This is a genomic window from Blautia sp. Sow4_E7 (assembly GCF_052116245.1).
In the GTDB taxonomy this organism is placed as follows: domain Bacteria; phylum Bacillota; class Clostridia; order Lachnospirales; family Lachnospiraceae; genus Blautia_A.
On sequence record NZ_JBQKLL010000015.1, the window covers coordinates 52,001 to 67,514 of the forward strand.

A 15,514-nucleotide genomic window follows, 5' to 3' on the forward strand; every position below is an offset into this window, starting at 1 on the left:
TAATATTCTATTTTTATTCTTCTGTCTCTTCTACAGCTTCTTTCTCAACCTCAAGTCCCAGCTCATCCAGCTGTGCCTCGCTTACGCGCTGCGGTGCCTGAGTCATCAGACAGGAAGCATCTTTTACCTTCGGGAATGCGATTACGTCACGGATGCTGTCCACCTTGGCAATAAGCATAACCAGACGGTCAAGACCGTAAGCCAGTCCAGCGTGAGGCGGAACTCCGTATTTAAATGCATCCAGAAGGAATCCAAACTGCTCATGGGCAGCTTCCGGTGTAAAGCCAAGTTCTTTGAACATTCTCTCCTGAATGTCATCCTGATGGATACGAACACTACCGCCGCCGATCTCGTTACCATTCAGTACGATATCGTAAGCCTTTGCACGTACAGCGCCCGGATCTGTATCAAGAAGCGGGATATCCTCATCCATCGGCATTGTAAATGGATGGTGCATAGCTGTGAAACGGTTCTCTTCCTCGCTCCACTCAAGAAGCGGGAACTCGGTTACCCATACGAAACGATACTCGTTCTTGTCCAGAAGATTCATCTGTTTTGCAAGCTCCAGACGAAGTGCACCAAGAACATCATAAACCAGTTTCTTCTTATCTGCTGCAAACAGAAGCAGGTCACCTGCTTTACCATCCATAGCAGCTACAAGAGCATCCATCTCCTCATCTGTCATGAATTTCACGAAGGAAGACTTTCTGGTGCCGTCCTCTGCGATTGCAATGTATGCAAGACCTTTTGCGCCATATCCTTTTGCAAACTCTACTAACTTGTCAATTTTCTTACGAGGCATGCTGCCCTGGCCTTCTGCGTTGATACCACGAACACTTCCGCCAGCTTCCAGAGCGCCTGTAAATACAGAGAAGCCACAGTTCTTTACAATATCACTTACATCATGAAGCTCCATGCCAAATCTCATATCCGGTTTATCAGAACCGAAACGGTCCATTGCTTCCTGCCATGTGATTCTCTCGATTGGAAGCTTCACCTCAATGCCAAGAACCTCTTTGAACAGGTAGGAAAGGTATCTCTCGTTTACGTCGATTACATCGTCAACATCTACGAAGGAAAGCTCCATATCAATCTGTGTGAACTCCGGCTGACGGTCAGCACGAAGGTCCTCATCACGGAAGCATCTTGCGATCTGGATGTATCTGTCATATCCGGAGCACATGAGAAGCTGTTTGTACAGCTGCGGTGACTGTGGCAGACCATAGAAGCAGCCTGGATGTACACGGGAAGGTACCAGATAATCTCTTGCGCCCTCTGGAGTACTCTTTCCAAGCATTGGAGTCTCAATCTCTAAGAATCCCTCATTTGTAAAGAAGGATCTTGTAAGCTGCATCACACGGCTCTTCAGGATCAGGTTTCTCTGAAGGTCCGGACGTCTAAGGTCAAGGTAACGGTATTTCAGACGTACATCCTCTTTTGTCTTGCTGTTCTCTTCAACTGGGAACGGCGGAACTTCTGCTTCAGAAAGAATGCGAAGGGATTTTACCTTCACTTCGATCTCGCCTGTTGCAAGGTTCTTATTTACAGCGCCTCCACGTTTCTCAACGGTTCCGGTTACTGCGATCACAAACTCACTTCTCAGCTTGCCAGCCTTGGCAAAGCCTTCCTCATCAATGGAGCCATTCTCGAAGATCAGCTGCATGATACCGCTGCGGTCACGTAAATCTACGAAAATGATTCCTCCTTTATCTCTTGCTTTCTGAACCCATCCCATAAGGGTTACTTCGCTGCCTACCATCTGTGTGGTCACTTCTGCACATCGACAGGTTCTGTGCAGTCCCTGCATACTCTCAGCCATTTTTAGGCGCCTCCTTATTCTACGGGGTTTCCCCCAGCTTTTTCAAAAGCAACACGCTAAATCCTTTTATTAGCGTTTGAAGAATTCCACAAATTCTGTATAGCCTTCTGCTGCCATCTGGTCTTTCTGGAATTTCTTGTTCTTCTTCATAATGGAGATGTTGACCTGAACTCCGGTCTTTCTCTCCTCTTCTGCCTGACGGAAAATCTCGATCAGCTTCTCTGACGGCATATTCTTCTCAATGAGATAAGCCTTCTTCGCCTTTGCAGTAGGGATCTGATAGCCTCTCTCAAGAAGGAGCATAACAATACGCTCAAATCCAATAGAGAATCCGCATGCGCTTGTATTATTTCCGGTAAATTTACCGATCATCTCATCATAACGTCCGCCGCCGCCAACGCTGCCGCCGAACTCATCCATGGAAATCTCAAAGATCGGACCTGTATAATAAGACATACCGCGGACCAGAGTCGGATCAAATGCCATCTTAAAGTCTGCTGTCTTCACAGCCTCTACTGTGGAGATAATGGTCTCAAGGTCTGCTGCGATCTGTTCGTCAAGAACATCTGCAAGCTTCTCTTTGCAATATCTTACGCCCTGGATATCAGAGCTGATCTCCTTGAACATAGCAAGGTAAGTGTCAATGCTCTCTTTTGCAAAGCCTTCCTCTTCCAGTTCCTTCGCTACGCCTTCCAGACCGATCTTATCCATCTTGTCAAGGATGATAAATACAGTGTCAAAGCTCTCCTTGGGGAATCCGCTGTACTCAGCCATAGCCTTCAGAATACGGCGGTCATTGATACGGATGGTGAAATTGTGGAAATCAAGCTTGCCAAGAAGGGTGGTGGTAGCCAGTACCAGTTCGATCTCTGCCATGTAAGTAGGCTCACCTAAAATATCAATGTCGCACTGCATAAACTGACGGAAACGACCTCTCTGGGGACGGTCTGCTCTCCATACATAGCCCATCTGAAGTGCCTTAAATGGTCCAGGCAGCTCATTGGAGTTATTGGAATAATATCTGGAAAGCGGTACGGTCAGGTCGTAACGGAGACCGGAATCTACCAGATCCGCCTCTTCCTTTGCCTGATCCAGTTTCAGCTTCTCGCCTCTTTTTAAGATTTTGAAGATCAGCTTCTCATTGTCTCCGCCCTGTTTGCTACACAGGTTCTCAATGTGCTCTACACTTGGAGTTTCAATTGAGGTAAATCCAAAGGAACCATATGTCTCACGGATCAGTCCGGTAACATAGTTACGGATTTCCATCTCCTTTGGTAAAATATCTTTCATGCCGGTAACCGGCTTTTTCTTTAATGCCATGTGTCCTCCTTATTTCCCAGTCTGCCTGGTGTGTACTACTCTTTGAAATGCAAGAAATACTTCCAGATCAAAGTTTTTTATTTCATCTATCATCAGTTCCATTACTGTATGCATGTCAAAAGCCTTGCGATAGGAACGGTCCTGGCTTAATGCACAGAACACATCGCATACTCGAAGGATCCTGGCACCAATGGGAATATCCTTCCCTGCCAGGTTGGACGGGTAACCGCTTCCGTCGTAATTTTCATGATGATAAAGAATACTCTCAAGAACAAAATCCGAATAGTCCTGGTCTTTCAGCTCTTCATAGCCAAGCTTGGAGTGCATACGGACATATTTCAGTTCCTCGATCACCAGAGGATTGCTCTCCTGTCCGTTGATGTAGCTTCTCAGTTTCAGCTTTCCGATGTCGTGAAGCATTCCTGCGATTGCAAGATCATAGCACTGCTCATGAGGAAGACCAAGCTCCTGACTTACTGCATAAGCCAGATTGCTTACTGCGATCCCATGCTTCAGCTCTGCTGATAAGTCAAATTCCAGAAGTCTGTCGGATGGTTCTGATTGGTCGCTGGAAAGCTTTTCCAAGAATTTTCCCTCCCTCCTACAACCAGGTTCCAATTCCGGTTCGCTTTCTTTCAATCATCTCATCAATACGGGCAATGTAGCTGGTAACGTCCTTCACATTCTCTACCCGCTCGATCCTTCTTCCATGGTCAAAGACCAGTTTGGAAGAACCGCCTGCTCCAAGAGCAATGATGGGCTGTTTTTCTTCCATAATCAGTATATTGTAAATCCCGGCTTTGTCAACCTTTGCATAGCCTACATTTTCAAAATTTCCCTTCATGTTCTTCTGTCGGTACAGATAGTAAGGTCCCATTTCCATGGAATAGGCAGTCTGCTGTGTCAGATCCATGATCTCCTGGTTATTCTCAAATGTCATCTCCTGATATTTGTCCTTAAACATATTCAGGCGGGCTGCACGCTTCACAGCCAAAGAATGTACGGTAAGGCTGTCCGGGGAAAGCTCTTTTACTTTCTCTAATGTGTATTTTACCTTGGAAATATCCTCTCCAGGCAGTCCCACAATGAGATCCATGTTAATATTGTTATAATTTAGTTCTCTCGCCAGGTGGAATGCCTCTATGGTCTGCGCCACTGTATGCCGTCTGCCGATGATCTCCAGAGTGTCCTGATTCATGGTCTGGGGATTGACGGAAATCCTGGTTACCGGGAATTCCTTAATGGTCTCCAGCTTCTCCCTTGTAATGCTGTCCGGTCTTCCAGCTTCAATGGTAAACTCTACAAGACCGTCAAATCCAAAGGATTCTCCAAGCTGATCCAGAAGTCTCTTAAGCTGATACGGCTCTAAGGTGGTAGGTGTACCTCCGCCAATGTAGATGGTATCAAGCTTATAGTTCTTCATCATCCTGGCAGTCTCGCGTATCTCCTTACACAAGGCATCCAGATATTCATCCACTCTCTTGGCCCAGATTTTCAGAGGATAAGAGCTGAAGGAACAGTACAGGCAGATACTGGGGCAAAATGGAATGCCCACATATAAGCTGTAGCCATGCTCATAATCAATGTCTGCAAGAAGTGCCCGCTCCCGGTTTGCTATGGTGATGGCAAGAGCTGTCTTCTTGGCACTTACCAGATAATGATCCCGCATTACCTGTGCCACTTCTGTATTCTTCATGCCGCTCTCGATCATTCCCATGGCAAGCTTGGCCGGACGGATCCCGGTGAGATTTCCCCATGGAAGAGTTCTGCCGGTAAGCTTTACTAGAACATTGTACAGGGCATATTTCAGGCTGTCCTTGTTGGCCTTTCGAAGCTCATGGGCATCCATGACTTTCTCATGAGTTTCATGACTGGAATCCCCGCCTGCAGCTTCTGCCTTGTTTTCTTTGGAAACCTCATCAGCCCCCTTGATCACATCTGCACTGGCAACGCCTTTATGATCCTTGGTCTCATATTTTATAACAAAATTATCATTTTCTTTTTTCACAGTAAAGAAGATATCGTATGCCTCTTCATCTTTTTCGTAGAGGCTGTGGATATCTCCTTCCGGATAAAACGCTTTTATTAATTCATATATATCATGCTCGAAATCCCTGTCAAGCAGCAGGATTCCTATTTTACACAAATGGATTGTACCTCTTTTCGTAACCAATTGTTGTAGATGTATCGTGTCCCGGATAAACATCTGTATCATCGGGAAGGGCATTCAACAATTTATGAAGACTCTCCCGAATTTCTCGTGAACTGCCTCCCGGAAAATCCGTTCTTCCAACAGAGCCGCAGAATAAGGTATCTCCGCTGAACAAAACGCCTTCCTCCTTCAGATAATAGCAGCAGCTTCCCTTGGTATGCCCCGGTGTATGGATCATCTGGATAGAAAAGCCAGCAGCTTCAAACACCTGAAGGTCATCCAGAAATACATCCGGGCGGACAGAACATGGTTTCCGCATGCGGTCTGTCATATTGACAGACGGCTCCCGGAGCATTTCCTCTTCCTGGCGACAGGCGTAAACCGGGATCTGATACTCTGCTTTCACAGCCTGCACAGCCATAATGTGGTCGAAATGACCGTGAGTAAGAAAAATGGCAGCTGGCTTCGCCCCCATCTCTTCCACCTTCTGAAAGATTCTGTTCGGTGAATCTGCCGGATCAATGATCAATGTTTCCCCGGTTTCTTTATTTTTTAAAAAGTAGCAATTGGTGTATACAGGACCAAGAACCATCTGCTGTAATTCAAGTTTACCCATAAATTATCCTTTCCCGGCTTCTATCAGCCAGTCGTTCTCTCCACATCCAAAACGCTCTCCAGCTGCCTGATCTTCTCAATCAGGGAATTCAGCTCATCCTTGCAGCTTACATTAAAGCTTACGGAAATAGTTGCCTTCTCCTGCTTGTTGGTACGGCAGTTGATATTTCGGATATCGATCTTACGCTCTGTGAAGATTTTGGAAATATCCACCAGAAGACCGGTACGGTTATTGGCATATACATTGATCTCTGCCATGTAATGCTCATCCTGCTTCACTTCCGGCTCCTGCCATTCTGCCTCCAGAAGACGGCTTCTGTCCATCTCGGACATATTCATAACATTTACACAGTCTGTACGGTGAATGGTAACACCGCGGCCTCTTGTAACATATCCAACGATCTCATCTCCAGGGATGGGGTTGCAGCACTTGGAAAAACGAACTGCAACATCATGGATTCCACGGACTACAATGCCGCTCTTGCTCTTAATATGATTCTTCTTGTTCTGGTTCTCAGCAGCTGCTGCCTCCAGAACTTCCTCATCTGTAAGATTCTTTTTATTTTCTTTATCATAAGCCTCTACAAGCTTATTGAATACCTGGCCCTCTTTCAGTCCGCCATGTCCGATTGCCGCAAGTACGGAATCCCAGTCACGGAAACCATATTTGCGAAGGACAGCGTCCAGATACTGGGGCTTGGTGTAATTAGCGAATTTAAAGCCCTTACTCTTGGCATACTGGGCAAGCATCTCCTTACCCTTCAGGATATTATCTTCCTTCAGTTCTTTCTTGAACCACTGGTTGATCTTATTCCTTGCCTGGGTACTCTTCACCACCTTCAGCCAGTCACGGCTTGGTCCCTGGGAATTCTGGGAGGTGATGATCTCGATACGGTCTCCATTCTGGATCCGGTACTCAATTGGCACCAGCTTGCCGTTTACACGGGCACCTACCATCTTATTTCCTACAGCACTATGTACGCTGTATGCAAAATCAATAGGAGTGGAACCGTTTGGAAGAGTCTTCACATCTCCCTGTGGGGTAAAACAGTATACACTGTCTGCAAAAAGATCCAGATCGTTTTTCAGAAGGCTCATAAATTCCTTATTATCGGACATGTCCCTCTGCCACTCCAGGATCTGGCGCAGCCAGTTCAGCTTCTCCTCTTCCCGGTTGCCAGTGGAGGTCTTGCCGTCGGAAGCTTCCTTATATTTCCAATGGGCAGCAATACCGTACTCAGCCGTCTTATGCATCTCAAAGGTTCTGATCTGGATCTCAAAAGGCTGTCCATTTGGTCCGATCAGTGTCGTATGCAGGGACTGGTACATATTTGGCTTCGGCATTGCAATGTAATCCTTGAAACGTCCCGGAATAGGCTTATACATCTCGTGGATCACACCAAGGGCTGCATAGCAGTCTTTCACTGTATCCACCAGGATACGCACTGCAAACAGGTCATAAATCTGGTCAATAGTCTTATTCTGATTCACCATCTTCTTATAAATGCTGAAGAAATGCTTTACACGGCCATCCACCTGTGCCTTGATTCCAGCTTCTACCATATGCTGCTTCACAGTTTTTACAATATTTCCAACAAATTCCTCACGGACACTTTTGCGAAGTGCTACCTTCTCAACCAGATCATAATACACATCCGGATTCAGATATTTCAGAGAAAGGTCATCCAGTTCTACCTTGATCTTGGAAATACCAAGACGCTGTGCGATAGGCGCGTAGATGTCCATGGTCTCCCTTGCCTTCTCCTTCTGCTTCGCAGGAGTCATATACTGAAGGGTACGCATATTATGAAGACGGTCAGCAAGCTTGATCAGGATAACGCGGATATCCTTCGCCATGGCCAGGAACATCTTACGAAGACTCTCGGCCTGCAGCTCCACCTTATCTTTGGAATAAGACAGCTGTCCGATCTTGGTCACGCCATCTACCAGAAGGGCAACCTCCGGGCCAAACTCCTTGGTGATCTCATCACAGGTCATCCAGGTATCCTCAACTGCATCGTGAAGAAGACCTGCTACAATGGTCTCCTTATCCAGTTCCAGATCCGCTAGGATAATGGCAACACATAAAGGATGGATGATATAAGGCTCTCCGGACTTTCTCTTCTGATCCTTGTGGGCTTCCCTTGCAGTTTCGTATGCCTTCTGGATCATGGTAATGTCCGTAGAAGGGTGATATTTCTTTATGCTGGCGATCAGCTCATCATATAATACTTCAGGGCTTGTAAAATCGTGCATGGATTTTACAGCTGCATCCGCCTTCTTCACAGACTCCAGCTTCTCCTGCTCTTCTTTTGACACTTCTGGTTCTTTGCCCTGCTCGTTGATAATATCAGCCATAATTTTCACCTGCCCGTTTTAGTAGTGTTATCTGATGAACAGACACATCCTTTATTTGCCCTCATAACGAATGACGGAAGCAACGTCATATTTCTCCAGTTTCTTACGTCCCTCAAGCCCAACCAGTTCCATAAGGAAAACGATCTTTACTACCTGTCCGCCAAGCTGCTCGATCAGCTTCGCAGCAGCCTCAACAGTACCGCCGGTAGCGATCAGGTCATCAATAATGACAACCTTCTGTCCTGGCTTGATAGCGTCCTTGTGGATCTCGATCTCTGCCTTGCCATATTCAAGGTCATAGCTTGCGGAAATGGTCTCGCATGGAAGCTTGCCCTTCTTACGTACCGGAACAAAAGGCTTATGAAGATTATAAGCGATCGGCATTCCAAAAATAAATCCACGGGATTCTGTTCCCACAATTACATCCACGTCCACATCCTTCAGGCAGTCCTGCATGGAATCAATTGCAAGCTTCAGCCCGTCTGCATCCTGAAGGATACTGGTAACATCTCTGAAAATAATGCCTGGTTCCGGAAAATCCGGTATGCTTCTTACATATTCTTCTATTTTTTTCATAATAGCCTCCTCAGATTAATGGATGTTATGGGGAAAGCAGCAGCCACCCCTGGCATCATAATTATTTTTCAGTATAACACTTTTTCTATCTGGAATCAATGTAAAACCGACAGGCGCACTGGAAATACTGCATTTTTCGTGGTTTTACATGATTATTCGCTGTTTAACAGTAATTTTGTATGACAATTTGCAGAGATTCTCTTCCCATATAGGAGTTGATCTTGGGATAATAGGTCACGGAAATGGTTCCATGGGACTTTGCAAACTCAGCGAATTCCTTTGCCTCGCCCCAGTAGATCCCGTCCATTACCGCCCCGGATTCATCCATCAGCTGCAATTTTACCGTATTCTGATTCTTTCCATATATTCCCACTTTTAATACACGAAGATTTTTCTGGGCAAAAAGCGGCTTGCTGTTTCCTTTTCCAAAAGGCTCCAGAACAGAAAGCTCCCGGATCAGGTTCTCGTTTATGTAGGAAATTGGCATTGGCACATCTATGACGAGCTTGGGGATCAGGTCCTCTTCTGTCAGGGTGCAGTTGGCATTTAACTGTATGCGGAAAGCATCTATATTTTCTTCTTCTATGGAAAGACCTGCCGCCATAGGATGTCCGCCATACTGGATCAGCAGACTGTCACACTTCACCAGTTCTTCATACATGGAATAGTTTTCGGTGGATCTTCCGCTTCCTTTTGCAGACTTTTCTCCTCTTGTGAGAACAAAGGCTGGTTTGTGGTATTTTTCACGGATCCTTCCTGCAATGATCCCAGCCAGGCTCTCATGACAATCCGGCAAAAATACTACCATAACTTTGTCATCCTTCAGATCACTGCCCTCGATCAGCTTATAGGCTTCCTCTGTTCCCTGCTCAGTCAGGGCTTTACGGCTGTCATTTAAGGCCTTCAGGTCATTTGCAAGCTTTGCTGCCTCTTCTTCGTCTTCACACTGCAAAAGGGCCAGGGAACGCATGGCTGTGTCCAGTCTGCCGCTGGCATTGATACATGGCCCCAGGCGGAAACCAATGTCATAGGAGCTGATCTTCTGGTCTTCCAGACCGATTGCACTTATCAATGCATTCAGGCCTTTGTTTTTCGTATGGGGAAGACGGGAAAGCCCCTCTTTTACCAGAATACGGTTTTCTCCCTGAAGATCCATAATATCTCCCACTGTGGCAATAGCTGCTGGTTCCAGATACGCTTCCTTTTCGTTTTCCGGAATATTGTATTTCTCATACAGGGCAAAAACCAGCTTCATGGCTACCACTGCGCCGCAGATATTCTTGTTCGGATAGGGACAGTCGGACTGCTTGGGATTGATGATGGCATCTGCCGGAGGAAGCTTATACTTTCGCCCTTCTTCGGTATCCTCAAAAGGGACCTCATGGTGATCTGTCACCACCACTGTCATCCCAAGACTTTTTGCAAATGCGATCTGGTCTGCTGCAGAAATACCATTGTCACAGGTTACGATGGTATCAATTCCATCCTCTTTTGCCCTCTCAATCAGATGATTATGGATTCCATAGCCATCTGCAATACGGTCTGGAATGTAGGTATCCACATTTGCTCCAAGACGTTTGAAGCCCTTTAACAAAATATAAGTAGCGGTTATACCATCAATGTCGTAATCCCCTATGATCCTCATTCTGGTTCCCTGATCTATTTTTCCCGAAATGATTTCCACTGCCTTGTCAATATCCTTCAAAAGCTTCCAGGAGGGAATGTTACTTAAGGTTCCATTTAAATATTGGTCAATTGCCTCATCCGTGGTGATATCCCGATTCCGGATGATCCTGGCGATTACCGGATCAATTCCGTACTTCCGGCTGATCCCCTGAAAATCCGCTTTTTTCGCGGTTACTACCCATTTTTCCATGTTCTGTCTCCTGCTGTAAATTTATCTCTTACCTTTTCAAAATCAGGTAACAAATTCTTTTTTATACTAAGCAATTTTAATATGAATTTCCATAAAAAGCAAGCCGGGACAGATGTTTTACGCCTGTCCCGGCTTGTGAGACGCTGCTGTGATGCAGCCTTATTCTTTATTTTTCTTCCTCAGAAGTTCCGTCCTCGGCATTCTTTGCAGCTTCCTGGGCTGCAAGACGCTCCTGAACTCTCTTACGGTTTTTCTTCTTCGGTGCAGTCTGTCCGTTTGCAGCTGGAGCACTTGGTGCCTTTGCATTTGAAACAGTCTGCTTAGCCGGAGCAGCACCTGCTGTAGCTTTTACAGTCTGTGCCTGTCCGCCGCCGATTTTCTTCTTCATTACCAGCCACAGGGCTCCGGTAATGCATACAGAAGAATAAGCACCGCAGATAATACCAACCATCAGAGGAGCAGCGAACTCACGGATAGAAGATACACCCATGATGTAAAGAACTGCTACCATGATAAATGTGGTAAGGGAAGTATAAATACTTCTGGTAAGTGTCTGTGTAATACTTCTGTTAACCACTTCCTCGATCTCATCCAGACGTTTGCTTCCGTGAAGATTCTCACGGATACGGTCGAAGATGACGATTGTGGCGTTGATGGAATAACCAACGATGGTCAGCATACAAGCGATAAAGGTATTTCCTACGGAAATTCTAGAAATCGCATAGAATGTAAGGACAACCAGTACGTCATGAAGAAGTGCAAGAACTGCACTGCCTGCAAAACGGATATCCTTGAAACGGAACCAGATGTAAAGAAGCATGAAGATTGTCGCAACAATAACGGCTACAACTGCATCTCTTCTCATCTCGTTGCTGACAGTAGAGGAAATACTCTCTGCCTGGATCAGGGATTCGTCTACACCAAACTTGTCAACAAGTGCCTGGTTCAGTGCTTCACGCTCGTCAAGATTCAGGGAACGGGTCTTGATGATAACCTGGTTAGTTCCTACAACCTTAGTAGGCTGTACATTCTTATCTCCTGTAACCTCTTCTACAACAGGTGTCACCTCAGAATCAATGGTCTTAATGTCCATATCTTCGTTGAAGGTAACGTTGGTGGAAGTACCGCCGGAGAACTCAAGGCTGTAGTTCAGGGCATTTCCGCCTGTTGCTTTGTGAATCAGCATAGTAGCCGGTCCTGCAAGGATCAGGATAATGGAAAGGGTGAAGCAGAATCTTCTCTTTCCAACAAAATTGATGACTTTCTTTTCTTCGGTCTTGCCGTAGAATTTCTCATCACGAACGCCAGCTGCATACAGTGCATTGATCACAAGTCTGGAGAATACCAGGGCTGTGAACATGGAGATCACAATACCAAGTGCCAGTGTGTAAGCAAAACCTTTAACAGAACCGGTACCTAACCACATCAGCACGAATGCCGCGATCAGGGTTGTGATATTTCCGTCAAAGATCGCGGAAAAGGCCTTGGAGAAACCGGATTTGATCGCGGTTCTTACAGTTGCACCTGCACCAATCTCCTCGCGGATACGCGCATAAATAATAACGTTCGCATCTACTGCCATACCAATGCCAAGAATGATACCTGCAATACCCGGAAGCGTAAGGGTAATGTCAAATGCATTTAAGGTAAGCAGAATGGTTGCTGTGTAGAAAATCAGGGAGAAGCCTGCAACCACACCAGGTACACGGTATGCGATGATCATGAACAGGATTACGATGATCAGACCGATCACACCGGCAATCAGGCTGGTGGAAATAGCTTCCTCACCAAGCTGTGCTGCTACAACGCTGGAACGAAGCTCTGTAAGCTCAAGGCTAAGGGATCCGATACGGATATAGGAAGCAAGCTCCTGTGCTCTCTCAACGCTTTCCATACCGCTGATCTGTGCTTTACCGCCTGTGATGGCTTCGTTTACTCTTGGAGCGCTTAATACACCATTATCATAAATGATCGCGATCTGTTTTCCAACATTGTTCTGAGTGGCCTCAGCGAATTTGGTCTTACCTTCGTCTGTAAGAGTCAGGTCTACCACGTACTCTCTGCTGCTGGAATTCTGCTGCTGGATCGCACCGCCTGTAGCATCTGCTACATCTGTACCTTCCAGAACTACAGAACCTGCTGCGCGGATCTCGTCAAGGCTTCTTGCCAGGGAATATCCGGTCTCACTGCTGGAATCTGCCTGGAAGTTTGCGTTTCCATCATCATCCTGCTGTGTGATGAAGCAGAGGGAACCTGGCTGTCCAAGTTCTTCCAGAATAGCATTTGCATCTGTTACACCAGGAATCTCTACATTGATACGGTCAGAGCCTTCCTGATATACCTGAGCCTCTGTGCTGTACTGCTCAACACGTTTCTGCAGCTTGTACACAGTATCACTCATGTCTTCACTGCTTGGGTTGCTGTCTTTTGCCTGATATGTAATGCTGACACCACCTGCCAGATCAAGTCCGGTCTTGATATTCTTCATAGAACCGGTTCCTGTAGGGCCAATACCTACAGCAGCCGTATAGCAGAAGAACACGGTAACGATGGCAGTCAGGATCAGGACTAAGATACCTCTTGATTTTTTCATTGTTCTGTCCCTTCTTTTTTGTTTTTCGCAAAAGCAGGGGCTGACAGAAATCTTCGCAGCTGGCGAAGTGCTATCAGTCTTCTGCCAGTGCGGCTTTTATCATGATGGCGCACTCCACACGCTTCCTCTGGAGCTCGCATCCGATTTCATAATTACTTCTGATATCCTTATGGGCATGGTATCCGTTTGCTGCACATCCGCCGCTGCAGTAGAATCTTGCAAAGCATTCCTTGCAAGCTGGCTTGGTGTAAACGTTGCAGCATCCGAAATCCTTCTGGATGTCAGGTCTTATGATTCCCTCATCCACATTTCCCATCAGATATTCTTCCTCACCAACAAACTGGTGACATGGGTAAAAATCACCCCATGGAGTTACGGCCAGATACTCTGTACCGCTTCCACATCCGGAAAGTCTCTTGTATACGCAGGGACCGCCGGTAAGGTCGATCATAAAGTGGAAGAAATTAAAGCCTTTGCCCTCTTTCTCGCGCTTGATCATCTCTTTCGCAAGAAGGTCGTATTCTTCCATGATCTTTGGCAGGTCTTCCTCGCGAAGTGCATACTCTTCAGATGGATCTGCCACTACAGGCTCTACGGAAATCTGCTTGAAGCCAAGGTCCGCAAGATGAAGAACATCCTGGGAGAAATCAAGATTATGATGAGTGAAGGTTCCTCTTACATAATACTTGTCCTGGTGGCGGGACTCTGCAAACTTCTGGAACTTCGGAAGGATCAGATCGTAGCTGCCTGCTCCCTTACGGAAGGGGCGCATGAAATCGTGAACTTCCTTACGGCCGTCAATACTGAGGACCACATTTCCCATCTCTTTGTTGCAGAATTCCATTACCTCATCATTCAGCAGAACGCCGTTGGTGGTAAGGGTAAAACGGAATTTCTTATTGTGGATCTTCTCCTGCTCACGGCCGTATGCTACCAGGTCTTTTACAACCTTCCAGTTCATAAGCGGCTCGCCGCCAAAGAAATCCACCTCCAGATTGTGTCTGGAACCTGAATTGGCGATCAGGAAATCCAGTGCCTTCTTACCTACCTCAAAAGACATGAGAGCTCGTCTTCCGTGATACTCTCCTTCTTCTGCAAAGCAGTAGCGACAGGCAAGGTTACAATCGTGGGCGATGTGCAGGCAGAGGGCTTTCACCACTGTCTGACGGTTCTTGGTAAATGCATCAATGGCATTTTCGTATACATCCTTGGTGAAAAGCATGCCGTCGGCTTTCAGCTTCTCACACTCTGTCACTGATGTCTTAATATCTTCTTCTGAAAACTGATCTCCCAGTTTTCCTACAATGGCAGTTGCGTCCAGACCTTCTTCCATATAAGGAAGTACTTCGTAGGTCACTTCGTCCACAACATGGATACATCCGCTGTTGATATCCAGCACAATGTTATAGCCATTGTTCTGATAACGGTGAATCAGACTCATGTTAGTATATCCTTTCATTCTTTCCTATTGCATGAATAAGCAGCGGCTTTTACACCGCTGCTTACCGTTCCCAGTTGCTTAGCTTATTTGTTTTCGCAGCTCTGGTTTCCTACTGTACAGGATGTCTTGCATGCGGACTGACATGATGTCTGGCACTCGCCGCAGCCGCCTTTCTTTACAGTGTTCTGCAGGTTCTTTGTATTTAATGTTTTGATATGCTGCATAGTATTAGCCTCCTTATGTATATAATCTTTGCCTAGTATACCATATTTTTTTTTATTTTTAAAGCATTTTTTTACGGGCTTAGGCGGGAATCTTCCAGGAATCTTTCAGGAAATCCCTCAGGCTGTATTTTTTCAGGATAGCATGCCTCCAAGAGCGCCGCCTCCCAGACACATCAGGAACGTAGTTACTGCATGCATCAGGCTCATATCCCATTTTCCTTTTGCCACAAAAGATACCGTAATTAAAAGCAGATAGTAAAAAACACCTACCAGAACCCCCCATAAGTATTTGTCTTTGCGCAGGATTTTTCCTGCCATGAAGCCCCCTAAAAGGCAGGACAAGATATAGACAGCCACGATTCCTGCCGACACCGGCTTTTCCCCCAGGTCAAACTGGAACAGAAGGAATGCCAGAAACAAAAGGAATATTCCAGTAACTGCATAAGAAAAAAGTAAGGATTTTAAAATTGCTTTCATTTTCATAAAAACAGCCCTCCCATATGCAATATATGGAAGGGCTGACCGGGTTATTCGTCTTCT

12 protein-coding genes are annotated in these 15,514 nt (G+C 46.1%); all 12 read right to left on the bottom strand.

The window, feature by feature from the left end:
• Nucleotides 1-13: 13 nt before the first annotated feature.
• Entirely contained in the window at nt 14-1,819 is a 1,806-nt protein-coding gene (gene aspS / locus ACTQ50_RS10505) for an aspartate--tRNA ligase (RefSeq protein ID WP_441484159.1), read from the bottom strand.
• 69 nt (nt 1,820-1,888) lie between these two features.
• Nucleotides 1,889-3,139, bottom strand: coding sequence for a histidine--tRNA ligase (gene hisS, locus ACTQ50_RS10510; protein ID WP_441484160.1), 1,251 nt, complete (start codon nt 3,137-3,139; stop codon nt 1,889-1,891).
• 9 nt (nt 3,140-3,148) lie between these two features.
• Nucleotides 3,149-3,724 (bottom strand): HD-GYP domain-containing protein, encoded by a 576-nt coding sequence (locus tag ACTQ50_RS10515; RefSeq protein WP_441484161.1) that lies wholly within the window; start codon nt 3,722-3,724, stop codon nt 3,149-3,151.
• Between the two features lie 16 nt (nt 3,725-3,740).
• Complete coding sequence (hemZ, locus tag ACTQ50_RS10520; RefSeq protein ID WP_441484179.1) at nt 3,741-5,345, bottom strand: coproporphyrinogen dehydrogenase HemZ; 1,605 nt, start codon at nt 5,343-5,345, stop codon at nt 3,741-3,743.
• Nucleotides 5,278-5,907 carry an MBL fold metallo-hydrolase gene (locus tag ACTQ50_RS10525; protein ID WP_441484162.1) on the bottom strand — a complete coding sequence of 210 codons (630 nt, stop codon included), beginning with the start codon at nt 5,905-5,907 and terminating at the stop codon, nt 5,278-5,280. The genes hemZ and ACTQ50_RS10525 overlap by 68 nt, the downstream gene beginning before the upstream one ends.
• Nucleotides 5,908-5,930: 23 nt before the next feature.
• A complete protein-coding gene (locus ACTQ50_RS10530; RefSeq protein ID WP_441484163.1) occupies nt 5,931-8,264 on the bottom strand; it encodes a RelA/SpoT family protein in 2,334 nt (777 codons plus the stop codon).
• A 51-nt stretch (nt 8,265-8,315) separates the two neighbouring features.
• Nucleotides 8,316-8,840 (bottom strand): adenine phosphoribosyltransferase, encoded by a 525-nt coding sequence (locus ACTQ50_RS10535; protein ID WP_441484164.1) that lies wholly within the window; start codon nt 8,838-8,840, stop codon nt 8,316-8,318.
• A gap of 163 nt (nt 8,841-9,003) precedes the next feature.
• Complete coding sequence (gene recJ, locus ACTQ50_RS10540) at nt 9,004-10,716, bottom strand: single-stranded-DNA-specific exonuclease RecJ (protein WP_441484165.1); 1,713 nt, start codon at nt 10,714-10,716, stop codon at nt 9,004-9,006.
• Between the two features lie 166 nt (nt 10,717-10,882).
• Entirely contained in the window at nt 10,883-13,309 is a 2,427-nt protein-coding gene (gene secD, locus ACTQ50_RS10545) for a protein translocase subunit SecD (RefSeq protein WP_441484166.1), read from the bottom strand.
• Nucleotides 13,310-13,382: 73 nt separating this feature from the next.
• On the bottom strand, nt 13,383-14,750 hold the full coding sequence (gene scfB / locus ACTQ50_RS10550) for a thioether cross-link-forming SCIFF peptide maturase (protein WP_441484167.1): 1,368 nt from the start codon (nt 14,748-14,750) through the stop codon (nt 13,383-13,385).
• Nucleotides 14,751-14,833: 83 nt separating this feature from the next.
• Entirely contained in the window at nt 14,834-14,974 is a 141-nt protein-coding gene (scfA, locus tag ACTQ50_RS10555; RefSeq protein WP_021926839.1) for a six-cysteine ranthipeptide SCIFF, read from the bottom strand.
• 132 nt (nt 14,975-15,106) lie between these two features.
• Nucleotides 15,107-15,457 carry a TIGR04086 family membrane protein gene (locus ACTQ50_RS10560; RefSeq protein WP_441484168.1) on the bottom strand — a complete coding sequence of 117 codons (351 nt, stop codon included), beginning with the start codon at nt 15,455-15,457 and terminating at the stop codon, nt 15,107-15,109.
• Nucleotides 15,458-15,514 lie beyond the last annotated feature (57 nt).

What these genes read in the sequence shown, in the direction of transcription:
- ACTQ50_RS10560 (WP_441484168.1), bottom strand. Translation starts at nt 15,457, where the DNA reads ATGAAAATGAAAGCAATTTTAAAATCCTTACTTTTTTCTTATGCAGTT.
- hemZ (WP_441484179.1), bottom strand. Translation starts at nt 5,345, where the DNA reads ATGTTTATCCGGGACACGATACATCTACAACAATTGGTTACGAAAAGA.
- recJ (WP_441484165.1), bottom strand. Translation starts at nt 10,716, where the DNA reads ATGGAAAAATGGGTAGTAACCGCGAAAAAAGCGGATTTTCAGGGGATC.
- ACTQ50_RS10530 (WP_441484163.1), bottom strand. Translation starts at nt 8,264, where the DNA reads ATGGCTGATATTATCAACGAGCAGGGCAAAGAACCAGAAGTGTCAAAA.
- hisS (WP_441484160.1), bottom strand. Translation starts at nt 3,139, where the DNA reads ATGGCATTAAAGAAAAAGCCGGTTACCGGCATGAAAGATATTTTACCA.
- ACTQ50_RS10525 (WP_441484162.1), bottom strand. Translation starts at nt 5,907, where the DNA reads ATGGGTAAACTTGAATTACAGCAGATGGTTCTTGGTCCTGTATACACC.
- aspS (WP_441484159.1), bottom strand. Translation starts at nt 1,819, where the DNA reads ATGGCTGAGAGTATGCAGGGACTGCACAGAACCTGTCGATGTGCAGAA.
- secD (WP_441484166.1), bottom strand. Translation starts at nt 13,309, where the DNA reads ATGAAAAAATCAAGAGGTATCTTAGTCCTGATCCTGACTGCCATCGTT.
- ACTQ50_RS10535 (WP_441484164.1), bottom strand. Translation starts at nt 8,840, where the DNA reads ATGAAAAAAATAGAAGAATATGTAAGAAGCATACCGGATTTTCCGGAA.
- scfB (WP_441484167.1), bottom strand. Translation starts at nt 14,750, where the DNA reads ATGAGTCTGATTCACCGTTATCAGAACAATGGCTATAACATTGTGCTG.
- scfA (WP_021926839.1), bottom strand. Translation starts at nt 14,974, where the DNA reads ATGCAGCATATCAAAACATTAAATACAAAGAACCTGCAGAACACTGTA.